At 71.3% G+C, this 21,223-nt stretch carries 21 protein-coding genes; 6 read left to right on the top strand and 15 right to left on the bottom strand.

Translation table 11 applies throughout. The features are described from left to right. Positions 1–72 precede the first annotated feature (72 nt). The 3 genes from P8A18_RS21475 to P8A18_RS21465 form a co-directional block, all read right to left on the bottom strand. On the bottom strand, positions 73–1,626 hold the full coding sequence (locus P8A18_RS21475; protein ID WP_306056739.1) for an ABC transporter substrate-binding protein: 1,554 nt from the start codon (positions 1,624–1,626) through the stop codon (positions 73–75). Between the two features lie 221 nt (positions 1,627–1,847). Beyond that, positions 1,848–3,113: a metallophosphoesterase gene (locus P8A18_RS21470; RefSeq protein ID WP_306056738.1), complete on the bottom strand. Its 1,266-nt coding sequence runs from the start codon at positions 3,111–3,113 to the stop codon at positions 1,848–1,850. A gap of 64 nt (positions 3,114–3,177) precedes the next feature. Further along, positions 3,178–3,423, bottom strand: a complete 246-nt coding sequence (locus P8A18_RS21465; RefSeq protein ID WP_306056736.1) for an SCO4848 family membrane protein — start codon at positions 3,421–3,423, stop codon at positions 3,178–3,180. 121 nt (positions 3,424–3,544) lie between these two features. Between P8A18_RS21465 and P8A18_RS21460 the strand changes: the two genes are divergently transcribed. After that, a complete protein-coding gene (locus P8A18_RS21460) occupies positions 3,545–4,825 on the top strand; it encodes a D-alanyl-D-alanine carboxypeptidase family protein (protein WP_306056735.1) in 1,281 nt (426 codons plus the stop codon). On the opposite strand, the gene P8A18_RS21455 is transcribed toward P8A18_RS21460, so the two are convergent. Then, positions 4,773–5,729: a YihY/virulence factor BrkB family protein gene (locus P8A18_RS21455; protein ID WP_306056733.1), complete on the bottom strand. Its 957-nt coding sequence runs from the start codon at positions 5,727–5,729 to the stop codon at positions 4,773–4,775. The genes P8A18_RS21460 and P8A18_RS21455 overlap by 53 nt on opposite strands. A gap of 140 nt (positions 5,730–5,869) precedes the next feature. Between P8A18_RS21455 and dprE1 the strand changes: the two genes are divergently transcribed. Next, a complete protein-coding gene (gene dprE1, locus P8A18_RS21450; RefSeq protein WP_306056731.1) occupies positions 5,870–7,213 on the top strand; it encodes an FAD-binding oxidoreductase in 1,344 nt (447 codons plus the stop codon). Between the two features lie 43 nt (positions 7,214–7,256). Beyond that, positions 7,257–8,075, top strand: a complete 819-nt coding sequence (gene dprE2, locus P8A18_RS21445) for a decaprenylphospho-beta-D-erythro-pentofuranosid-2-ulose 2-reductase (RefSeq protein ID WP_018550499.1) — start codon at positions 7,257–7,259, stop codon at positions 8,073–8,075. Positions 8,076–8,084: 9 nt separating this feature from the next. Here the strand turns inward: dprE2 and P8A18_RS21440 are convergent, their stop codons facing one another. From P8A18_RS21440 to P8A18_RS21415, 6 genes are all read right to left on the bottom strand, one after another. Next, positions 8,085–8,675: a 2'-5' RNA ligase family protein gene (locus P8A18_RS21440; RefSeq protein WP_306056728.1), complete on the bottom strand. Its 591-nt coding sequence runs from the start codon at positions 8,673–8,675 to the stop codon at positions 8,085–8,087. 106 nt (positions 8,676–8,781) lie between these two features. Continuing rightward, positions 8,782–9,795 (bottom strand): tryptophan--tRNA ligase, encoded by a 1,014-nt coding sequence (gene trpS / locus P8A18_RS21435; RefSeq protein WP_306056726.1) that lies wholly within the window; start codon positions 9,793–9,795, stop codon positions 8,782–8,784. Positions 9,796–9,885: 90 nt separating this feature from the next. Beyond that, complete coding sequence (locus P8A18_RS21430) at positions 9,886–10,353, bottom strand: hypothetical protein (protein ID WP_306056724.1); 468 nt, start codon at positions 10,351–10,353, stop codon at positions 9,886–9,888. Between the two features lie 4 nt (positions 10,354–10,357). Then, the gene (locus P8A18_RS21425) at positions 10,358–10,840 is read right to left on the bottom strand and encodes a hypothetical protein (protein ID WP_306056722.1); all 483 of its coding nucleotides are present in this window, start codon (positions 10,838–10,840) and stop codon (positions 10,358–10,360) included. 4 nt (positions 10,841–10,844) lie between these two features. Continuing rightward, complete coding sequence (locus tag P8A18_RS21420) at positions 10,845–11,792, bottom strand: hypothetical protein (protein ID WP_306056720.1); 948 nt, start codon at positions 11,790–11,792, stop codon at positions 10,845–10,847. Then, positions 11,792–12,220, bottom strand: coding sequence for a hypothetical protein (locus P8A18_RS21415; protein ID WP_306056718.1), 429 nt, complete (start codon positions 12,218–12,220; stop codon positions 11,792–11,794). Before P8A18_RS21415 ends, P8A18_RS21420 begins: the two co-directional genes overlap by 1 nt. A 250-nt stretch (positions 12,221–12,470) precedes the next feature. On the opposite strand from P8A18_RS21415, the gene rocD reads away from it, so the two are divergent. Beyond that, the gene (gene rocD / locus P8A18_RS21410; protein ID WP_306056715.1) at positions 12,471–13,676 is read left to right on the top strand and encodes an ornithine--oxo-acid transaminase; all 1,206 of its coding nucleotides are present in this window, start codon (positions 12,471–12,473) and stop codon (positions 13,674–13,676) included. 366 nt (positions 13,677–14,042) lie between these two features. On the opposite strand, the gene pdxR is transcribed toward rocD, so the two are convergent. After that, positions 14,043–15,446, bottom strand: coding sequence for a MocR-like pyridoxine biosynthesis transcription factor PdxR (pdxR, locus tag P8A18_RS21405; protein WP_306056714.1), 1,404 nt, complete (start codon positions 15,444–15,446; stop codon positions 14,043–14,045). A gap of 47 nt (positions 15,447–15,493) precedes the next feature. Between pdxR and P8A18_RS21400 the strand changes: the two genes are divergently transcribed. Both P8A18_RS21400 and P8A18_RS21395 read left to right on the top strand, forming a co-directional pair. Continuing rightward, positions 15,494–16,003, top strand: coding sequence for a carboxymuconolactone decarboxylase family protein (locus P8A18_RS21400; RefSeq protein WP_018550508.1), 510 nt, complete (start codon positions 15,494–15,496; stop codon positions 16,001–16,003). A 40-nt stretch (positions 16,004–16,043) separates the two neighbouring features. Beyond that, positions 16,044–16,775 (top strand): isocitrate lyase/PEP mutase family protein, encoded by a 732-nt coding sequence (locus P8A18_RS21395; RefSeq protein ID WP_306056712.1) that lies wholly within the window; start codon positions 16,044–16,046, stop codon positions 16,773–16,775. A 95-nt stretch (positions 16,776–16,870) separates the two neighbouring features. On the opposite strand, the gene P8A18_RS21390 is transcribed toward P8A18_RS21395, so the two are convergent. The 4 genes from P8A18_RS21390 to P8A18_RS21375 form a co-directional block, all read right to left on the bottom strand. Next, positions 16,871–17,860 carry a malate dehydrogenase gene (locus tag P8A18_RS21390; protein WP_018550510.1) on the bottom strand — a complete coding sequence of 330 codons (990 nt, stop codon included), beginning with the start codon at positions 17,858–17,860 and terminating at the stop codon, positions 16,871–16,873. Positions 17,861–18,022: 162 nt separating this feature from the next. Continuing rightward, the gene (locus tag P8A18_RS21385; protein WP_306056710.1) at positions 18,023–19,147 is read right to left on the bottom strand and encodes a helix-turn-helix domain-containing protein; all 1,125 of its coding nucleotides are present in this window, start codon (positions 19,145–19,147) and stop codon (positions 18,023–18,025) included. A gap of 325 nt (positions 19,148–19,472) precedes the next feature. Continuing rightward, on the bottom strand, positions 19,473–20,231 hold the full coding sequence (locus tag P8A18_RS21380) for a DUF3017 domain-containing protein (protein ID WP_306056707.1): 759 nt from the start codon (positions 20,229–20,231) through the stop codon (positions 19,473–19,475). Between the two features lie 20 nt (positions 20,232–20,251). Next, entirely contained in the window at positions 20,252–21,127 is an 876-nt protein-coding gene (locus tag P8A18_RS21375) for a bifunctional methylenetetrahydrofolate dehydrogenase/methenyltetrahydrofolate cyclohydrolase (protein WP_018550513.1), read from the bottom strand. Positions 21,128–21,223: the final 96 nt, after the last annotated feature.

The raw sequence follows: 21,223 nt of genomic DNA, 5'->3' as shown, positions 1-21,223 counted from the left end.
TCGCGTACACGGCCGAGCGGCCGCCCCGGAAGTCCGGGACGGCCGCTCGGTGAGGCTCTGCGGGGCGGCGGATCAGATCCAGCTCAGTTCCCACAGCCGCCAGATGCCGGTGCCGTCGGAGAGGTACTGCGAACCCGCGACGTCCTCCTTGGCGACGACGTAGTCCTTCTTCTGCCACAGCGGCACCAGCGGCACGTCCTCGCCGACCAGCTTCTGGAGCGACTTGAAGTCGGCCGAGGCCCGGCTGCGGTCGCTGTACTGGAGCGTGGAGCTGATCAGCCCGTCCATCTTCTTGCTGCTGTAGCCGTTGTGGAGGCTGCTGTCGCGGCCGACGAGCGGCTGGCTGAAGGTGTCGGGGTCCGGGTAGTCCGGGAGCCAGCCGACGGTGTACATGTCGTACTCCCCGGCCGCGTAGCCCTTCTGGAACCTCGTCCACTCCACGGCCTTCACCGTGACCTTGAACAGCCCGGTCGCCTGAAGCTGACGCTGGATCTCCTTCGTCTCCTTGGTGTACTCGTCGCCCTCGCGGTAGGCGAAGGTGACGGGCAGCGGCGTCTGGACGCCGGCCTCCTGCATGAGCGACTTGGCGCGCTCGGTGTCCGGCGCCGGATACGCGTCGAAGAACGGGGTGCTGTGCCCGATGTAGCCCTGCGGGATCAGCGAGTAGAGCGGGTCGACGGTGCCGTTGTAGATGTCGCCGACCAGCGGACCGCGGTCGATGATCGACGCGATGGCCTGCCGGACCTTGCGGTCGGCGAGCGGGGAGTCCTTGCGGACGTTGAAGACGAGGTTGCGGATCTCGGCGCTGTCCGCCTCGGTGACGCGCTTGTCGGAGTCGCCCGGGTTCAGCTCGGCGAGCGTGGACGGCGGGAGCTGCCGGTGCGTGACGTCGACCTGGCCGGACTTCCAGGCGGCGAGGAGGTCCTCCGACTGCTTGTAGTACCGCACGGTGACCGGGTTGCCGGTGTCCTTGAGCGCGCCCTTGTACCGCGAGTTCGGCACCAGTTCGGCCTTGACGCCGGGCTCGTAGGACTTCAGGACGTACGGCCCCGAGCCGTTGACCTTGCCGTCGGAGCGCAGCTTGTGCTCCGAGTAGGCGTCCTTCTCCACGATCGAACCGGCACCCGTGGCGAGCTTCTGCGGGAAGGTCGCGTCACGCGCGGAGAGGTTGAAGGTGATCGTCCGACCCTCGGCGACCACGTTCTTCAGGCTGGGGAAGAGGACCGAGGGACCGACGTCCGTCTTGATCTCCAGCATCCGGTCGAACGAGTACTTGACGTCGTCGACGGTCATCTTCTTGCCGTCGGAGAACGTCAGGTCGTCACGGAGCTTGCACTGGTACGTCTGGAGCTTCCCGCCGATGAAACCGCAGCTCTCGGCCGCGTCCGGCTCGGGGACGATCGCCCCGGACTTGAACGTCATGAGCGACTGGTAGAGGTTGCTGTACATCGCCCAGGAGCCGGCGTCGTAGGCGCCGGCCGGGTCGAGCGACGTCACCGCGTCGGTCGTGCCGACGGTCACCGGATCGGCGTTCGCCTCGTCCGAGGGGAGGAGTTGCCAGGCGACCACGCCTGCGATGACCAAAACCGCGAGAATCGCGAGAATCCGTAGCCGGATCGACCGCATTGCCGTGCACTCCCTTAACAGCCCCACCTCGGCGTCGCGCACAGATACGCAGATCACCGCACGTTCGCGCTCAGCCAATCACACGATTTTCACATCAGGAAGAGGAAATCGGAGGCTCATAGCCTTTTGTTCGCTAGTCGAAACCTTCGGTGGTTAGACCCGATACAGAGGGTTCACCACCGGTCACCCGATCCGCCCATTTCGGGGGCGTACGGGGGTGATTACGCCTGCGTCGAGGCGAGCTCCACCACGGTGATGTCGGAAGGTGCGCCGACCCGTACGGGCGGGCCCCAGGCACCGGCTCCGCGCGAGACATAGAGCTGGGTGTCGCCGTAACGGTCGAGCCCGGCGACCGTGGGGTTGGCCAGCTCGGCGATGAGGTTGCCCGGCCAGAGCTGGCCGCCGTGGGTGTGGCCGGAGAGTTGCAGGTCCACGCCGTATTCGACGGCCTCGTCGATGACGACGGGCTGGTGGGCCAGGAGCACGACCGCGCGCTCCCGGTCCCGGTCGCCGAGGGCGCGGGCGAAGTCGGGGCCCTGCCCCTCGCTCTCGCCCGCGATGTCATTGACCCCGGCCAGATCGAAACCGGCCGACTCCACGCGGGCGTTCTCCAGCGGTCGCAGCCCCAATTCCCGTACCTGATCAACCCATTGCGCGGCGCCCGAGAAGTACTCGTGGTTGCCGGTGACGAAGAAGGCGCCACGCCGGGAGCGGAGACCGGCGAGCGGCTCGGCGGCCCGGCCGAGATCGGCGACCGATCCGTCGACCAGATCCCCGACGACCGCGATGAGATCGGGCTGCGTGCGGTTGACCGTATCGACGATCCGCTGCGTATGGGAGCGGCCCAGAATCGGGCCGAGATGGATATCGCTGACGACGGCGATCCGGAAGCCGTGCGCGGACCGGGGCAGCCGGGCGAGCGGAACGGTGACCCGTTTCACGCGGGGACCGCGCAGCACCCCGTACGTCCCGTAGCCGACGGTCCCGAGGCCGGCGACAGCGGCGGCGCCCCCGACGGCCCGCGCCACGAACAGCCGGCGCGACGCGTCGCCGGGCGCCTGCGCGGGCTCCTTGGCGGGCGCGGGCTCCGGCGCCGGCGCGGACTCCTTCGCGGGCACGGACACCGGCGCGGGCTCAGGCTCCCGTGTCGGCGCGGCGGGCGCACGGCGTGCGAGCCATCGGCGCAGCAGCGGGCGTACGGCCTCGCCCACCAGCAGCGCGAGCGTCAGATACAGCAGCACCGCCAGCCACAGGTAGCCCGGCCAGGCCAGCACCTGCTGGAGCGGGAAGGGCGTGCCCGTACGGCCGGAGACGAGGGCGCCGACGCTCAGCAGCGGCAGCGCGTACGCGGCGATCGTGCCGGCCGTGCGCCACGGGCTGCCCGGGGTCGTCGTGTCACCGACGAGGCGGCGCCACACATAGCGGTGTACGTAGACGAGCAGCGCGAGCACCGCGACCGCCACCAGGGCGAACCCCACGAACCGCATACCCGTCCCCTGCCCCGTTCATCCTCGTATCGCCCGATTCAGGACCTGTCCGGTCCTGGCCCTTTCAAGCCTTGTCGGCCCGCAGGGCCCTGACGCCCCGGAACCCGATCCAGCCCACGGCCGTCCCCAGGAGAAAGGACGTGATGGCGAGCAGCAGATGAACCCAGAAGTACGCAGTCGGGTCACCCGCGTCGTCGAAGGCGAGGCCGCTGCCGTCCTTCCACAGGTTCTTGACGAAAGTGACCCAGATGAACCAGCTCCACACCCCGAAGGCGAGCAGGAACCAGGAGACGGGGCGGCTGAGCTTCATGGAGCAAGTATCGCCGCCGCGCTCCGGCCTCCTCGTCCGGGGTGGTCCGTCCCGGCGTTACACGCGGCGAGTCAGGGCGTCCGGGCCTATATTCACATCAACTGCATGTACGTTTTCGACCGTGCCAGCTCTCAAGAAGGCCGCGCTCGCGGTCACCTCTGCCATTCTGCTGTCCGCTTTTGTCGTTACGCCTGCTTCGGCGGCCGACGGTGACACCGCCGACGACGCGCCCAAGCCGCCGTCGGGCATGTCCCAGATCGGGGGCGAGCAGCTCGGGCGGGCCGGTACCCAGGTCAACCTCGGCGCGGGGGCCCCGGTCCTGCCGAAGAAGCTGACGGGCCGGTCGTGGATGGTGTCGGACGCGGAGACGGGCGAGGTGCTCGCCTCGCACAACCCGCACTGGCGGCTGCCCCCGGCCTCCACGCTGAAGATGCTCTTCGCGGACACCCTGCTCGGGGACCCGGCGCTCCTGCCCAAGACGCGGGAGTACACGGTCAAGGACGCGGACCTCGCCGATCTCGGCGAGGGCAGCAGCCTGGTGGGTATCAAGGAGGACCTCAGCTACACGGTGCACGACCTGTGGCTCGGGGTCTTCCTGCGTTCGGGGAACGACGCGGTGCACGTGCTGGCCTCGATGTACGGCGGGGTCCCGAAGACGGTCGACGCCATGCAGGCGCGGGCGGTCGAGCTCCAGGCGCTGGACACGCACGTGGTCTCGCCCGACGGGTACGACGCGCCGCGCCAGGTCTCCAGCGCGTACGACCTCTCGCTCTTCGCCCGCGACGGCCTGCAGAACGCGGACTTCCGCGAGTACTGCTCGACGGCGACCGCACAGTTCCCCGGAGAGAAGAAGAAGGGCAAGAAGCGCGAGAGCTTCGGCATCCAGAACACCAACCGGCTGCTCACCGGGGCCGACGGCGTCGGCGCGTACAAGGGCATCGCGGGCGTCAAGAACGGCTACACGACGCACGCCGGCAACACCTTCACGGGCGTCGCCGAGCGCAACGGCAAGGTGCTGCTCGTCACCGTCATGAACCCGTCGTCCGAGGAGACGCACGCCGTCTACAAGGAGGCGGCCAGCCTGCTGGACTGGGGGTTCGCCGCGAGCGGCAAGGTCACCCCGGTGGGTGAGCTGGTCCCGCCGAAGTCCGCGGCGACCGGGACCGGCGCGGACACCGCCGGGGCGGGCAAGGGCGCCGAGGCCGGCTCGGCCGCGGGCTCCAAGGGCGGGAACGGACCAGACCGGGCGGCGAAGGCCGCGGCCACCACCGACGGCTCCAGCGGGGTCGGGATCGCGCTGGGCATCGTCGGCGGCGTGCTGGTCCTGCTGGCCGGCGGGGTGTTCCTGGTCAACCGGCGCTGGCCGCTGCCGGACCTGGTCCGTCGGCGTCCCCGCGCGTGACCTCCCGGGCGGCGGGCGCGGGGTCCTGCTCCGCGCCCACCGCCGGATCGTCCTCCTTGCTCGGCGTCGCCGTCCAGGCGGCGCAGAACAGCAGCAGCTTCGCCGTGAAGTTGATCCACAGCAGCAGGGCGATGGGCACCCCGAAGGCGCCGTACATGCTCTTGGACGCGACGCCCTTCATATAGCTGCCGAGCAGCAGCTTGAGCAGTTCGAACCCGACGGCGCCGAGCACCGCGGCCACCACCAGCCGGCGCCTCGGCGGTTCGACGGCCGGCAGCAGGGTCAGCAGGTAGAGCAGCAGCAGGAAGTCGGCTGCCACGGCCACCAGCAGGGCGGCGATCCGCAGCAGCACCCCGCCCGCGCCGTTCTCCGGGATGTTGAGCAGATCGGCGACCCAGCCCACGGCCACCGAGCCGACCGATGAGATCGCCAGGGTCACCAGGGCCGCGCCGCCCAGACCGAACAGCACCCCGGCGTCCTTGAGTTTGCGGATGACCGGATTGCCCTGGTCCAGGTCGTCCATCTCCCAGACCGCGCGCAGGCAGTCCCGCATCGAGCCGATCCAGCCGATACCGGTGAAGAGCAGCAGCGCACCGGCCACCAGACCGACCGTCCCGGCGTGCGCCACCAGGTTGTCGATGCCGAGCTGGTCGGAGATGCCGGGCACCTGATCGGCGATCTTGTCCTCGATCTTGTCCAGCTGCTTGTCCGAGAGCAGCGCGGCACCGATCGCCGCGCCGACCGCGATCAGCGGGAACAGGGCGAGGAAGCTGATGAACGTGATCGCGGCGGCGAGCCTGGCCCAGTGGACCCGTACCAGCGTCTCGTAGCTGCGCCAGGCGTGCGTCTCCATCAGCCGGGAGACGAGTGGCCCGATGACGGGGAGTTTTTTCAGCCAGTCCATGTCGTACGACTACCCTCCCCGCCCGCGAAAACCGAAGCCCGGTGGGTGGTGGAGGAGATGACACTCTTTCAATCACCCATTTCGGTGAGTGCTGTAACAAATCCGGCAAAGGTGTTTTCCTGGACGATACGGTCACCCTCATGTCTGTCGACACCGTGTCCCTGACCGGCTGGGGCCGCACCGCCCCGACGACCGCGCTGCGCTTTCGCCCCCGTAGTTACGAGGAGGCCGCGGCGACGGTGCTCGGCTGCGGGCCGCGCGGCTCGATCGCCCGCGGCCTGGGCCGGGCGCACGGCGACGCCGCGCAGAACGCCGGGGGCTCCGTCCTCGACATGACGGCCCTGGACCGCGTCCGGGCGATCGACGCGGCATCCGGGCGCGTGGTGTGCGACGCGGGCGTCACCCTCCACCGGCTGCGCCAGGTGATGCTTCCGCTCGGCTGGTTCCTGCCGGTGACGCCCGGCGGCCGGTATGTGACGGTGGGCGGCGCGATCGGCTCCGACGCCCACGGCGACAACCACCGGGCCGCCGGCTCCTTCTCCCGGCATGTGGTGGAGTTCGCGCTGCTCACCGCCGACGGCCGGGTGCACGATGTCCGCCCCGGCACCCCGCTCTTCGACGCGACCGCCGGCGGCATGGGGCTGACCGGGGTGATCCTCTCGGCCACGCTCCGGTTCCGCCCCGTCGCCACGTCCCTGATGTCGGTCGACACCGAACGGGCCACCGGACTCGACGACCTGCTGGCCCGGATGGCACGGGGCGGCCACCACGCCTACGAGTACGCCCGCGTCGACCTCACCGCGCGGGGCCGGGCGACCGGGCGCGCGGTCCTGGTCCGGGCGGACCACGCCCCCGTGGACGCGCTCCCGGCACACGCCCGGCGCACGCCGCTCGCCGTCCGTGCGGCGCGGCGCCCCGCCGCACTCCCCCTGCTGCCCGGTCTGCTCGGGCGGCTGTCCGCCACCGCGCTCAACGAGGTCGGCTACCGCTCGGCGCCCCGGTCCCGCACCGGTGAACTCCAGCCGGTCCCGGCCTTCTTCCACGCCCTGGACGCGACGCCCCACACCAACCGCGTCTCGGCCACGGGCGGTCTCGTGCACTACGAGTTCCTGGTCGGACACGGGCAGGAGGAGACGCTGCGCCGGATCGTCGGACGGATCGCCCGCAGCCGCTGCCCGTCCTTCCGTGCCGTGCTCAGGCGGTTCGGCGCGGGCGGCCCCGGCTGGCTGTCCTTCCCGGCCCCCGGCTGGAACCTCGCCCTCGATCTGCCGGCCGGCCTGCCGCGCCTCGCCCGCTTCCTCGACTCCCTGGACGAGGAGGTGGCGGCCGCGGGCGGCCGGATCTGTCTGACGGACGACTCCCGGCTGCGCCCCGACGCGCTCGCCGCGATGTACCCGCGGCTGCCCGAGTTCCGGGCGCTGCGGGCCGAGCTGGACCCGAACGGGGCGTTCCGCTCGGACCTGTCCCGCCGGCTGTCGTTGTGAACGGCGCCCCCACTCCACCTCATCCCCTGTAAGGAGCGTTCCCGTGAAGGATGCCTTCGGTGCCCCGCAGTCCCTGCTCGTCCTCGGCGGCACGTCGGAGATCGGGCTCGCCACGGCACGCCGCCTGATCGCCCACCGCACCCGCACGGTCTGGCTGGCCGGCCGCCCCTCCCCCGCGCTGGACGCCGCCGCGGACGATCTGCGCGGGCGCGGGGCGTACGTGCAGACCGTCGCGTTCGACGCTCTGGACACCGCGTCCCACGAAACGGTCCTGGGCAAGATCTTCACCGAGGGCGACATCGACATGGTGCTCCTCGCCTTCGGCATCCCGGGCGACCAGGAGCGCGACGAGGAGGAGCCGCTCGCCGCGGTCCGGGTCGCGCAGACGAACTACACCGGGGCGGTCTCCGCCGGGCTGGTGTGCGCCGGCGCGCTCCAGGCGCAGGGACACGGCTCGCTGGTGGTGCTGTCCTCGGTGGCCGGTGAGCGCGCCCGGCGGGCGGACTTCATCTACGGGTCGAGCAAGGCGGGCCTGGACGTGTTCACCCAGGGCCTCGGGGACGCGCTGCACGGCACGGGGGTGCACGTGATGGTGGTGCGCCCGGGGCTGGTGGTGCCGAACGCGGCGGCGGTCCGGGCGGCCGGGGGCCGAGGAGCCGGGGAACGGGGCGCCGGGGGCCCGCTCGCGACGATCCCGTTCACCCGCACACCGCTGGTGACGACGCCGGGCGCGGTCGCGGACGCGATCGTGACCGGGCTGCGGCGGCGTTCGGAGACGGTGTGGGTGCCGGGGGCGCTGCGGGCGGTGATGTCGGCGCTGCGGCACGTGCCGAGGCCGCTGTTCCGCCGTATGCCGGTGTGAGGGTGGCGCCTACGGCTGGAGCGAGGGCGCGTCGAGGGAGCTGCCGCTCTGGGCGGGGACGGCGGGGCCGACGCCGCCCGCCCCGAAGGGGAACTCGTTGATCTTGCGCCAGACGAGGTCCGGGCCCTGCTCGTACAGGGCGAAGGAGCCGCAGGTCCAGGACGCCTCGTAGTCGGCGAGCTCCTCGTACGCCCGGTCCATCGCCGCCTCGGGGATGCCGTGGGCGACGGTGACGTGCGGGTGGTACGGGAACTGCAGCTCGCGCATCAGCGGTCCGGAGGCGTCCCGGACCCGCTTCTGGAGCCAGGAGCAGGCCGAGGCGCCCTCCACGACCTGGACGAAGACCACCGGCGAGAGCGGCCGGAAGGTGCCCGTGCCGGACAGCCGCATCGGGAAGGGGCGGCTGCCGGTCGCGATCGAGGCGAGATGCACCTCGATCGCGGGCAGGCGGGCCGCCTCCGCCTCGGTCGGCGGCAGGAGGGTGACGTGGGTGGGAATGCCGTGTGCGGCAGGGTCCCCGAAGCTCGCGCGCCGCTCCTGGAGCAGGCTGCCGTAGGGCTCCGGGACCGCGATCGAAACGCCGAGCGTTACGGTCCCCACGTCGTTCTCCTCAATCCTCGGTGGTCTGTTTTCAGCCAAGACCGGCCGCAAGCTTCACGTCGCCAGTGTGCCGCCTGTGAGTGCCTCGCCGCCAGGGTCCTTGGACTCAGTGCTTCGCCGGCAGAAGGCCCATCCGGTCGTAGGTCAGCGCCAGGGTCTCGGCGGCGACCGCCCGCGCCTTCTCCGCTCCCTTGGCCAGGATGGAGTCCAGCGTCTCGGTGTCGTCCAGATATTCCTGGGTGCGGGTGCGGAACGGTGTGACGAAGTCGACCATGATCTCGGCGAGGTCCGTCTTCAGCGCGCCGTAGCCCTTGCCCTCGTACTTCTGCTCCAGCTCCGGCACGGAGGCGCCGGTGAGCGTCGAGTGGATGGTCAGCAGATTACTGACGCCCGGCTTCTCGGCCCGGTCGAAGCGGATCACCGTGTCGGTGTCGGTGACCGCGCTCTTCACCTTCTTGGCGGTGGCCTTCGGCTCGTCCAGGAGGTTGATCAGACCCTTCGGGTTCGCCGTCGACTTGCTCATCTTGGCCGACGGGTCCTGGAGGTCGTAGATCTTCGCCGTCTCCTTGAGGATGTACGGGTCCGGGATGGTGAAGGTGTCGCCGTAGGTGCCGTTGAACCGCTCGGCGAGATTACGGGTCAGCTCCAGGTGCTGGCGCTGGTCCTCGCCCACCGGGACCTCGTCGGCCTGGTAGAGCAGGATGTCGGCGACCATCAGCATCGGGTAGGTGAACAGCCCCACCGTGGTGCGGTCGGCCCCGTGCCGGGCGGACTTGTCCTTGAACTGCGTCATCCGCGACGCCTCGCCGAACCCGGCCAGGCAGTTCATGACCCAGCCCAGCTGCGCGTGCTCGGGCACATGGCTCTGGACGAACAGCGTGCAGCGCTCGGGATCGAGCCCGGCGGCGAGCAGCTGGGCAACGGCGAGCCGGGTGTTGGCACGCAGCTGCGCGGGGTCCTGGGCAACGGTGATCGCATGCAGGTCGACCACCATGTAGAAGGCGTCGTGGGACTCCTGCAGAGCCACCCACTGGCGGACCGCACCGAGATAGTTGCCGAGGTGGAACGAGCCTGCGGTGGGCTGGATTCCGGAGAGCACACGGGGACGTTCAGAGGCCATGGAAGTCATTGTCTCAGGTGCGCGAGGCTTCGCGGGCAGCCGGTGGAGGAAAGGCATGAGGACGCCGAGGACGTGGCGCGGTCCGCGTCCTCAGCTCCGCCGCCCCTGGCCTGTGGGGGGCAGGACGACACCCTTGAGAGCCTTGGCGACCTGCGGGGCGAACACGGGATACCTGACCCAGATGTACCAGTTGCCCGCAGCCACGATCGTGTGTCTGTACACCTCGCGCCCGACGGCAATGGAGTCGCCGATGTCGTCACGGCTGAACCTGGCGGGGTCGAGTACCTGGATCTCGTTCTCCACCTCCGTGCCCATGATTTCGACAACGCAATCGAGCCCCGAGCCGAAATTCGCCCGTGCGCGACGAAGAAGCCTGCACTCAAGCCCACCGTCACCCATGGCCTCCATCACATCGTCCGCAGTGGCGTACACGGGCTGGGTGGGGACGCTGCTGGGCATCGGGACGCGGGGACGGGAACTGTTGGTCTCCATCGGGCCGCAGGCAGTGAGACCGACCGCGAGAACGAGGACCGCGAGAACGAAGCTCGTCTTCTTCATGTACTCAACCGGTCCCGGGAGGCGTCGACTGCCCCCGGCCTGTAGGCGGCAGGACCACACCCTTGACAGCCTTGGCGACCTGCGGGGCGAACACGGGATACATGACCCGGATGTACCAGTTGCCCGCAGCCACGATCGTGTGTTTGTACACCTCGCGCCTGCCTGCGATGGAGTTTCCGATGTCGTCACGGCTGAACCTGGCGGGGTCGAGTACATGGATCTCGTTCTCCACCTCCGCTCCCATGATTTCGACAACGCAATCGAGCCCCGAGCCGAAATTCGCCCGTGCGCGACGAAGAAGCCTGCACTCAAGCCCACCATCCCCCATGGCCTCCATCACATCGTCCGCCGTAGCAAACACAGGCTCCGTGGGAACACTGCTCGGCATCGGGACGCGCGGACGGGAACTATTGGTATCCGCCGGGCCGCAGGCAGTGAGACCGGCGGCAAGAACGAGGACCGCGAGAATAAAGCTCGTCTTCTTCATGTACTCAGTTGTTCCCAGGGGGTGTTGGCGCCGGTCCGGGGCTGGGTGACGGCGTTCCTGGTTCGGGGTCACCGCTGCCGTTCCCTGTCGTGGGACCGCCCGCCGCGTAAATCGGCTCGATGGAAACATGGTGTCCGGCGGGTGTATCCGACTCCAGTTGCCGGATCGCCTTGGCACGCTCTTCGTCGCTCAGCGCGTCCCAGGCCATCGCGTCATCGAGGTGGGGCTCAAGCCTGTCCCAGTTCTCCCCCCGGACCTTGATGTCGGCCCCTCGCGCTCCGGACTCGTCACCGTACTGCTCGTTCTTCTCCCGGACGTCCGGGGTGTCCGCGGCATAGAGCGTGAACAGCTGCTTGTCGGTCTCAGCACCGTAAGGCTGCCCCTGCAACTCCTTGAGGTGATAGGCGCTCAGCCGGACGTCTTCATCGGGATTCTCCTCGATGTACTTGGTGAGCTGCGAGTCGTTGAAGTCCGCGAGATATGTACCGTCCGAGAGCATGAACGCTCCCCGATTGTTCGTGATGACCGCTCTCGCGGTCTCCAGCTTCATGTGCGTAATGCCGAGCGACTTGTCCGGCTTGACGGTCTGCTGAAGCGACCAGTCGAAGAACCGGCCGAACGAGCTGACCTTCAGCTCATGGGTGCGGGCGTAGTCGAGGGCGCCGGTCAGGTCGCGCTGTGCGTCGGTGATGTCGTCGGCCAGGCCGTCGTAGGCCCTTGCCATGGCGCGCAGCGCCATGGACGCCGCCTCGTAGTCGTCGGCGTGCTTCACGAAACGGCCGCGTGCCGCGCGCCCGGTGTCTCCCACCCAGCACTGTCCGAGTGTGGAAGCGACTTCGTCCCGGGCGTAGGAGCTGATGCCTTCGCATTGCTTCGCAGCTGCGATGGCGTCATCGGCGGCATCTCGCCACTTGCCGGGCTGGGCGCCGCTCAGTTCACCGACCGAGACCATCAGGCATCCTCCAGCCAGTCGGCCTGGGCCCTGAGCCGCTGGGCAAGGGATACGTCTTCGCTGATCTGGCTGTCCATCGCCTTGGTCAAGGCGGCGGCAGCGTCCTCGACAAGGTCGCTGAGTCCGTGCAGATGCCTCTGCCAGGCGGCCACACAGTCGTTGCTCGCGGCGCCGGCGAACCACCCGGAGTGCAGTCTCCCCACCGCTTCCGCGTCGTCGAGCTTCGACTTCTCATTGGCTTCGGAGCTCGCTGTGCGAATTCCGGATGCCTTGGTCCGTATCGGCCCGTCCGCCAGTCCTAAATCCGTGCCGGTCGTGTTCCAGGCGGTAAGAGGTCCGGGCTCGGCAGAGGCAAGCCGCATCGGCGCCGCCTCCTCCCGAGGAACCGCGTCCGCCTTGAGCCGCGCCCCGTCCTCCCTGAATGACATGCATCCCCCTTTGCATACGCATCACCAACCGCGGAGTGCTGTAACGCTACCCGCACAGTCTGTAGGCGCAAGAAGCCTTTCGGCCTCGGGACCGCGGGAGGCCCGGACATCGGCCCACGCACTGCCCGCGTCCCGGCAGGGGAAAACACGGGCACGCCGCGAAGTGGAGGTTTCCTCGGTGGGGATCCGACCGACGATACAAAGTGGGCACACCCCAGCCCGCACCGCACGACGACCGAACGGAGATCCCGTGTCGACCACGGACAACGCCATCGCCTCCGCCGAGGCGCACAGTGCGCACAACTACCACCCGCTGCCCGTCGTCGTCGCCACGGCGGACGGGGCCTGGATGACCGATGTCGAGGGGCGGCGCTACCTCGACATGCTCGCGGGGTATTCGGCGCTCAATTTCGGCCACGGCAACCGCCGGCTGATCGACGCCGCGAAGGCGCAGCTGGAGCGGGTGACGCTCACCTCGCGCGCCTTCCACCACGACCGCTTCGCCGATTTCTGTACGGGCCTGGCCGAGCTGTGCGGCATGGAGATGGTGCTGCCGATGAACACGGGGGCGGAGGCCGTGGAGACGGCCGTGAAGACCGCCCGCAAGTGGGGCTACCGGGTCAAGGGCGTACCGGACGGCATGGCGAAGATCATCGTCGCCGCCGACAACTTCCACGGCCGCACGACCACCGTCGTCAGCTTCTCCACGGACCCCGAGGCGCGGGCCGACTTCGGCCCGTACACGCCCGGCTTCGAGATCGTGCCGTACGGGGATCTCACCGCGATGCGGGAGGCCATGACCGAGAACACCGTGGCGGTGCTGATCGAGCCGATCCAGGGCGAGGCGGGGGTCCTGGTGCCGCCGCCCGGCTATCTCCCCGGGATCCGGGAGCTGACCCGCGAGCGGAACGTGCTGTTCATCGCCGACGAGATCCAGTCGGGCCTGGGCCGGACGGGGAAGACCTTCGCCTGTGAGCACGAGGGCGTCGTGCCGGACATGTACCTGCTCGGCAAGGCGCTCGGCGGCGGCGTGGTGCCGGTGTCGGCCGTGGTGTCGTCGGCGGCGGTGCTCGGGGTGTACCGGCCCGGGGAGCACGGCTCGACGTTCGGCGGCAATCCCCTCGCCTGCGCGGTGGCCCTTGAGGTCATCGACATGCTGCGCACCGGCGAGTACCAGCAGCGGGCCGCCGAGCTGGGCGACCATCTCCACCACGAGCTGGGCCTGCTGGTGGGCGGCGGGGCGGTGGAGGCCGTACGGGGGCGCGGGCTGTGGGCCGGCGTCGACATCGACCCGGACCGGGGCACCGGCCGGGAGATCTCCGAGAAGCTGATGGAACGCCGGGTGCTGGTGAAGGACACCCACGGCTCGACGATCCGGATCGCACCGCCCCTGGTGATCAGCAAGGAGGACCTGGACTGGGGTCTGGAGCAGCTGCGCGAGGTCCTGCGCAGCTGAGCCGGGGACGGGTGCTCGGCGCCGGACGCGGGGCGGGCTCTGCGGCTCGGCCGGCGAACCGACTCGGGTGCGGAGCGAGCGCTCGGGGCGGGGTCGGCACGCGTGCGCCGGGCTGGTGGGCGTGCGCCGGGCTGGTGGGCGTGCGCCGGGCCGCTGGGCGCGCCCCGGGCCGACACGCGTGCCCCGGGCCGGCGGGCCGGCTCGGGGGCGGGGCGTGCCTCGTGCCGACACGCGTGCCCCGGGCCAGCACGCGTACGCCCGGCCGGCACGCGTGCCCCTGCCCGGTGGGCGGCGCAGGGGCCCGGCCGGCGTCGGGCGCTCGGCGCCTTGCGCGGGGCGCGCCCGGTCCGGGCCCCGCGCCCCGCCCTACGGCAGCACCCGCAGCAGCGCCTCCAGCGTGCCCGCCCAGGCGCTGTCGGTCGGGGTGCCGTAGCCGATGACCAGCGCCTCGCGCCGCAGGTCGGCGTCCGGGTGGCGGAAGAAGGCCAGGCCCTCGACCGCGAGACCCTGCCAGGCCGCCGCCCGTATGACCTCCGCCTCGCTGCCCTCCGGGAGTTCCAGCACGGCGTGCATGCCGGCGGCGATCCCGCTGACCCGGATGGAGGGGGCGCGTTCGGCCAGCGCCGCGACGAGCTGGTCGCGGCGGTTGCGGTAGCGCAGCCGCATGGAGCGCACATGCCGGTCGTACGCGCCGGAGGACATGAACTCCGCGAGCGTCAGCTGGTCCAGCGCGCTGGAGGCCCAGTCGCTCACGCCCTTCGCCGCGGTGACCTCGCCCACCAGGTTCTCCGGGACCACCATCCAGCCCAGCCGCACCCCGGGCGCCAGGGACTTGCTGGCGGTGCCCAGGTACACGACGTGTTCGGGGTCCAGGCCCTGGAGCGCGCCGACCGGCTGGCGGTCGTAGCGGAACTCCCCGTCATAGTCGTCCTCCAGGATCAGCCCGCCGGTACCGCGCGCCCAGTCGACCGCCGCGGCCCGCCGGTCGGGGTGGAGCGGGACCCCCGTCGGGAACTGGTGCGCGGGCGTCAGGAGCACCGCGCCCGCGCCGCGCAGCGCGTGGAGTTCGCCGGTGCGGGAGCCGAGGTGGTCCAGCGGCAGGCAGGGGATGCGCAGTCCGGCCTCGGTGAGCAGGCGGGTGTGCACGTGGAGACCGTACGACTCGACGGCCACCTCCCGTACCCGGCGCCCCCGCAGCACCCTCCCCAGCAGCATCAGGCCGTGCACGAAGCCAGCGCAGACCACGATGCGTTCGGGGTCCGCGTACACCCCGCGCGCTCGGGCCAGGTATTCGGCGAGGACGGTGCGCAGCTCGATACGGCCGCGCGGGTCGCCGTAGCCGAAGGCGTCGTTGGGGGCGGCGGCCAGGGCGCGGCGGGCCGCCTTCAGCCAGTCGGCGCGCGGGAACGTCGACAGGTCGGGCGAGCCCGGCTTCAGGTTGTGGACCGGGGCGGTGCGGGGCGGCCGGGGACGCGGTGCCTTCGCCGTGGCCGGGCGGGACTCGGCGCGCTGTGCCACCCGGGTGCCGGAGCCCTGGCGGGCGGTGAGCCAGCCCTCGGCGACCAGTTCGGCGTAGGCGTCGGCGACGGTGTTGCGGGCGATGCCGAGGTCGGCGGCGAGCGTGCGGGAGGACGGCAGCCGGGTCCCGGGGGTCAGCCGGCCGGTCCTGACCGCCTCGCGCAGGGCGTCCATCAGGCCCGCCCGCAGACCGGTCGCGCCGTTGGGGTCGATGTGCAGGTCCGCGCCGAAAGTGGCCCACTGATCCGTCATGGGAGTGGACCATACCCCTGCGCCACTCACCCCGTAGCGTCGTACCCATGACGACGAACGAGCACAGCCGCCCGACCTCCGACTACTGCCCCGAGCACACCCCGCGCATGAACTGGTCCGAGCACGCCCCCGACGTCTACAAGGCGATGGCCCGGCTGGAGGCCGCCTCCCGCAAGGGCACCGACCCGGTGATCGCCGAGCTGGTGAAGATCCGCGCCTCGCAGCTCAACCACTGCGCGTTCTGCCTGGACATGCACACCAAGGACGCGCTCGCGGCCGGCGAGTCGGCGCAGCGGATCGTCCAGCTCAGCGCGTGGGAGGAGGCGCGGCACTTCTACACGCCGAAGGAGATCGCGGCGATCGAGCTGACCGAGGCGGTGACCGTCCTGACCGACGGTTTCGTGCCGGACGAGGTGTACGCGCGGGCCGCGAAGCACTTCGGCGAGGAGGAGCTGGCCCACCTCATCGCCTCGATCATCACGATCAACGCCTGGAACCGGTTCGCCGTGTCCACCCGCATGGTCCCGGGCCACTACACCCCCGGCGACCACCGCTGACCCGCGCGTTCCCCGCCCCTCCCCCGTCTGGAGCAACGCGATGACCGCGTCCGACCTCCGCGCCCTGCACCACGGGCGCACCCCCGGCGACCCGCTGGTCCTCCCCGGCCCGTGGGACGCGGCGAGCGCCCGGGTCCTCGCCGACGCGGGGTTCCCCGCGCTCGCCACGCCGAGCGCGGGGGTCGCGGCCTCGCTCGGGTACGAGGACGGGGAGACGCCCGCCGATGAGATGTTCGCGGCGGTGGCGCGGATCGTCCGGGCCGTGCCCGTACCCGTGACCGCCGACATCGAGGGCGGGTACGGACTGGCGGCCGGGGAGCTGGTGGAGCGGCTGCTCGCCACGGGGGCCGTCGGCTGCAATCTGGAGGACACGGCGGGCGGTGTCCTGGTGGACGCCGGCCGGCAGGCGGACCGGCTGGCCGAGGTGCGTGCGGTGGCCGGGGACGCGCTGTTCGTGAACGCCCGGGTGGACTGTTACGTCACGGGCGTTGCGGACGGTACGGACCCGGCGGCGGAGACCCTGCGCCGGGCCCGGCTGTACACGGCCGCGGGCGCGGACTGCGTCTACCCGATCGCCGCCCCGCCCGAGCTGTTCGGCCCGCTGGCCGAGGCTCTGCCGGGGCAGCCGCTGAACGCGCTGGCCCGGCCGGACGGACCCGGACCGCGCCGCCTCGGTGAGCTGGGCGCCACCCGGATCACCTTCGGCCCCGGTCTTCAGCGCCGGGCGATGGCGGCCGTGCGCGGGATCGCGGACGAACTGCGGAGCGTCTGAGCGCGGCACGCACACGCCCCCGGCAGCCGCCTGGCTGCCGGGGGCGTGTGCGTACCCGCGCGAACGTGTGCGTACCCGCGCGCACGGGCGGTGGATCAGATCAGGCCGAGCTCGCGGACCGCGTCGCGCTCCTCGGTGAGCTCCTTCACCGACGCGTCGATGCGCGCACGGGAGAACTCGTTGATGTCCAGGCCCTGGACGATCTTGTAGGTGCCGTTCTCGGTGGTGACCGGGAAGGACGAGATGATGCCCTCGGGAACGCCGTAGGAGCCGTCCGACGGGATGCCCATGGAGGTCCAGTCGCCCGCGGCGGTGCCGTTGACCCAGGTGTGGACGTGGTCGATGGCGGCGTTGGCGGCCGAGGCGGCCGAGGACGCGCCACGGGCCTCGATGATCGCAGCGCCGCGCTTGGCGACGGTCGGGATGAAGGTGTCGGCGAGCCAGGCCTCGTCGTTGACGAGTTCGGCGGCGTTCTTGCCGGCGACCTCGGCGTGGAAGATGTCGGGGTACTGGGTGGCCGAGTGGTTGCCCCAGATCGTCAGCTTCTTGATGTCGGAGACGGCGGCACCGGTCTTGGCGGCCAGCTGCGAGATCGCGCGGTTGTGGTCCAGGCGGGTCATCGCGGTGAAGCGCTCGGCCGGGACGTCCGGGGCGGCGGCCTGCGCGATGAGCGCGTTGGTGTTGGCCGGGTTGCCGACGACGAGGACCTTGATGTCGTCCGCGGCGTTGTCGTTGATCGCCTTGCCCTGCGGCTTGAAGATGCCGCCGTTGGCGGAGAGCAGGTCGCCGCGCTCCATGCCCTTGGTGCGGGGGCGGGCGCCGACGAGCAGGGCCACGTTCGCACCGTCGAAGCCGACGTTGGCGTCGTCGGTGATCTCGATGCCGCGCAGCAGCGGGAAGGCGCAGTCGTCGAGCTCCATCGCGGTGCCCTCGGCGGCCTTCAGCCCCTGGGGGATCTCCAGGAGACGCAGGTTGACCGGCACGTCCGGGCCGAGCAGGTGGCCGGAGGCGATGCGGAAGAGCAGCGCGTAGCCGATCTGGCCGGCTGCGCCGGTCACGGTGACATTCACGGGAGTGCGGGTCATGGCGATCTCCGTTAGACAGCTGGCGGTGGGGGCTCCTGGCCCCTGGTGCGGGACATCCCTGAATCTTGATGTGAAGAGATATCCGTCGGCCAGGCTATCCGACCCGGAACCCCGCGGCCGCCCGGCCCCCCGTGGCATCGCGCACGACCGGTCACTCCCCGCTCACGGGGACGCTTCGGCCGTGCATCCCCGCGTTCCGGAGGCGAGGGTGGCGCAGGCCTCGATGTCGGCGACGCGCTCGACGGCGACCATCGCCGTGTACGTCTCCGCCGAGGCCTGTTTCACCGCACTGTCCTGGCCGCCGCCCGGACCCGAGGTGATCTCCACGGTGTCGCCCGGCGCGGCCTTGGTGATCCGGGCCCAGGCCGTCGAGCAGGTCTCGCTGTAGCGCACCTCGACGAACGCGCCGCCCACCGTGACGCTCGAAACCGTACGCACGTGCTCGCCGCCGCAGCCCATGTCGTCGGCGTCCTTCCCGGCGCAGCCGGCACCGGAGCACTCGACCCCGGCGGGCAGCTCCGGCGCCGTGGCCGCCGGCGTCGCGGGCCGCGTCGCCGACGGTGTCGCGGACGGCGTGGGGGTGGTCGCGGCGGCGGTCCCGGTGCGCCCGGCGTCGTCGTCCGAGCCGGTCAGCAGTGCCACGGTGACGGCCACCGCCACGACACCGGCCGCGACGGCCGCGATCAGGACGGGTCCGGGACGCCTGCGGGCCCGGGGCTCGGGCGGCGGCGGACCGCCGAGGCCGGCCGCGTACGCCACGGCGGGCGGCAGGCCCGGGCCGCCCGGGGGCACGTCCGCCCCGGACCGCGGCTGCCGGGGGTGCGGGACCGTGCCGCCTCGCGGGGGTACGGGGGCGGGGCGGCGGCCGTGGCCGGGCGTACCGCGTCCCGGGGCGGTACCGACGCCGCCGGTGGAGCGGCTCCTGCCGTGGCCGGGCGGGTTCTGGCCGGACTCGCCGAGCGCGGCCCGTGCCTGGGTGATCCGGATGGACTCCATCGTCATGTCCTGGCGCATCTCGGCGCGGCTCCAGGCCCGCTCCGACAGCTCCCACATGGTGTTGAGGTGGACGCGGTTGGTGCCCGTCACCTCGGCGAGCGCGTAGATCGCGCCCCGGGGCGCGAGCAGCCGGCCGTTCAGATACCGCTCCCAGGACGTCTTGCTGTATCCGGTGCGGTCGGCCACCGCGGCGAGGCTGAGCCCGCTCCGGTCCACGAGCCGGCGCAGCTGGCCGGTGAACTCCCGGATCTGCGGATCGAGATCCGGCGGCAGTGCCTTCCAACGCGGCATGACTTCCCCCTACACGTCTGCGTCCGCCCCTGCTTCCGCCTCTGTCCGGACCCGGTGGTCCTGCCGTACCCGGACTGCGCCGGTCAGTCTGCCACCGTTGCCCGACGATGTTGCCTGACGATCACACGATGGCGGAATGGTCACTTCCGTGCCACAGGCCCCAGCCATCCCTTGAACGGCCGGGCCGGGTCGACAAGGCTGGAAGCAGGACGGGGCAAGGCCGCTCAAGTCGCCACGTTCGGAGCATTTCGCTCCGGGTTGCCCCGCTCCGGTGTCCGTCCCTTCTCGGGGGAGGGGACGGGCACCGGTTCTTCGAACGGGCAGGTCAGCGCACCGTGAAGTGGACCGCGTCCTCCAGGAACGGGATGTCCAGCCACGGTTTCGGCTGCGCCACCAGCGAGAGCATCACGATGAGGACGCCCAGCAGCCCGTACGTCACCAGGTCGGTGAAGCGGGAGCGCACCGCGAGCATGCCGACCGAACGGACCACGAGGCGCAGGACCGCTCCCGCGACGAGCGCGACGCCGATCAGTATCGTGCCGATGCGGAAGGCCTCGTCGAAGGGGTTGGCCGCCACGATCAGCAGTCCGGCGCCGGCCGTGCAGAGCACGGCGAGCAGCGGCCACTGACGGGCGGGTGCGGGAGCGTCCCCGGCGGCCGCCCGGCCGCCGCCCTCGGGCCGCGCGGTGTCCCGCGTCAACGAGAACCGCCGCGACCGGCGCGCCCCGCCGGCCTCGCCCGCGGGGGCCTCACCCACGGGCGACGAGCCGGAGGCGGACGGGGCGGACGGGCCGGAGGCAGCGTCGACGGATGCGGCCTCACCGGCCCCGGCAGTCGCGGCGTCGGCAGCGTCGCGCTCGGCGTCGGCGGCCCCGGCGTCGGCAGCCCCGACGGTCGCGGCGTCGGCGTCGCGCTCGGCGGACTCGGCATCCGCAGCCCCGGCATTCGCAGCCCCGGCGCCCGCCGGCGCGGCGCCCGCCTCGCCCGTGGCGGACTCGGCCGCCTCCCGCTCCGGGGCGGCCCCTTCGGTGGCCGGACCGGTCTCCGACGCGGCCCGGTCGGCCGGACTCGTACCAGCACCCATGGGGTTCCTTCCGGGCCGGATCAGCCGGCGGAGACGGCGTCGGCGTCGGCGTCGCGCTCGGCGGCCTCGACCACGTTGACGAGCAGCTGGGCGCGGGTCATCGGTCCGACACCGCCCGGGTTCGGCGAGATCCAGGCGGCGACCTCGGCCACGCCCGGGTGGACGTCGCCGACGATCTTGCCGTTCTCGTCGCGGCTGACACCGACGTCGAGCACGGCGGCGCCCGGCTTCACGTCCTCGGGCTTGATGATGTGCGGCACGCCCGCGGCGGCGACGATGATGTCGGCCTGCCGGAGGTGGGCGGAGAGGTCACGCGTACCGGTGTGGCACTGGGTCACCGTGGCGTTCTCCGACTTGCGGGTCAGCAGCAGCGGGATGGAGCGGCCGATGGTGACGCCGCGTCCGACGACCACGACGTGCGCCCCGTTGATCTCGACGCCGTGGTGGCGCAGCAGCTGGACGACGCCCTGCGGGGTGCAGGGCAGCGGGCCCGTCTCGTTGAGCACGAGCCGGCCCAGGCTCATCGGGTGGAGGCCGTCGGCGTCCTTGGCCGGGTCCATCAGTTCCAGGACGCGGTTGGTGTCGATTCCCTTGGGGAGGGGAAGCTGCACGATGTAACCGGTGCACGCGGGGTCGGCGTTGAGCTCGCGGACGACGTCCTCGATCTCCTCCTGCGTGGCCGTGTCGGGCAGTTCGCGCTGGATGGAGCCGATACCGACCTGCGCGCAGTCGCGGTGCTTGCCGTTCACGTACCACCTGCTGCCCGGGTCGTCCCCGACGAGCAGGGTTCCCAGGCCGGGGGTGATGCCCCGGGCCTTGAGGGCCGCCACGCGGACGGTCAGATCGGACTTGATCGCGGCTGCGGTGGCCTTGCCATCGAGAATCTGGGCAGTCATGTCCCCATACTCGCGGATGACCCCGCCCTCGGACCAATCAGGTACGGGCGGTGGACGCAAGGTTGCACTTGGACAACTTCTTACGCAGCGGCTGGA

The organism is Streptomyces sp. Mut1 (genome assembly GCF_030719295.1).
GTDB lineage: Bacteria > Actinomycetota > Actinomycetes > Streptomycetales > Streptomycetaceae > Streptomyces > Streptomyces castrisilvae.
This window is presented reverse-complemented; position numbering and strand designations above follow the sequence as displayed.

Bases quoted from the DNA above. Each gene is read 5' to 3' on its own strand.
- P8A18_RS21475 (WP_306056739.1), bottom strand. From the start codon at position 1,626: ATGCGGTCGATCCGGCTACGGATTCTCGCGATTCTCGCGGTTTTGGTC.
- P8A18_RS21470 (WP_306056738.1), bottom strand. From the start codon at position 3,113: ATGCGGTTCGTGGGGTTCGCCCTGGTGGCGGTCGCGGTGCTCGCGCTG.
- P8A18_RS21415 (WP_306056718.1), bottom strand. From the start codon at position 12,220: ATGTCATTCAGGGAGGACGGGGCGCGGCTCAAGGCGGACGCGGTTCCT.
- P8A18_RS21455 (WP_306056733.1), bottom strand. From the start codon at position 5,729: ATGGACTGGCTGAAAAAACTCCCCGTCATCGGGCCACTCGTCTCCCGG.
- P8A18_RS21465 (WP_306056736.1), bottom strand. From the start codon at position 3,423: ATGAAGCTCAGCCGCCCCGTCTCCTGGTTCCTGCTCGCCTTCGGGGTG.
- P8A18_RS21430 (WP_306056724.1), bottom strand. From the start codon at position 10,353: ATGAAGAAGACGAGCTTCGTTCTCGCGGTCCTCGTTCTCGCGGTCGGT.
- P8A18_RS21395 (WP_306056712.1), top strand. From the start codon at position 16,044: ATGACCGCGTCCGACCTCCGCGCCCTGCACCACGGGCGCACCCCCGGC.
- P8A18_RS21420 (WP_306056720.1), bottom strand. From the start codon at position 11,792: ATGGTCTCGGTCGGTGAACTGAGCGGCGCCCAGCCCGGCAAGTGGCGA.
- P8A18_RS21375 (WP_018550513.1), bottom strand. From the start codon at position 21,127: ATGACTGCCCAGATTCTCGATGGCAAGGCCACCGCAGCCGCGATCAAG.
- P8A18_RS21380 (WP_306056707.1), bottom strand. From the start codon at position 20,231: ATGGGTGCTGGTACGAGTCCGGCCGACCGGGCCGCGTCGGAGACCGGT.
- P8A18_RS21390 (WP_018550510.1), bottom strand. From the start codon at position 17,860: ATGACCCGCACTCCCGTGAATGTCACCGTGACCGGCGCAGCCGGCCAG.
- trpS (WP_306056726.1), bottom strand. From the start codon at position 9,795: ATGGCCTCTGAACGTCCCCGTGTGCTCTCCGGAATCCAGCCCACCGCA.
- dprE1 (WP_306056731.1), top strand. From the start codon at position 5,870: ATGTCTGTCGACACCGTGTCCCTGACCGGCTGGGGCCGCACCGCCCCG.
- pdxR (WP_306056714.1), bottom strand. From the start codon at position 15,446: ATGACGGATCAGTGGGCCACTTTCGGCGCGGACCTGCACATCGACCCC.
- P8A18_RS21385 (WP_306056710.1), bottom strand. From the start codon at position 19,147: ATGCCGCGTTGGAAGGCACTGCCGCCGGATCTCGATCCGCAGATCCGG.
- P8A18_RS21425 (WP_306056722.1), bottom strand. From the start codon at position 10,840: ATGAAGAAGACGAGCTTTATTCTCGCGGTCCTCGTTCTTGCCGCCGGT.
- P8A18_RS21400 (WP_018550508.1), top strand. From the start codon at position 15,494: ATGACGACGAACGAGCACAGCCGCCCGACCTCCGACTACTGCCCCGAG.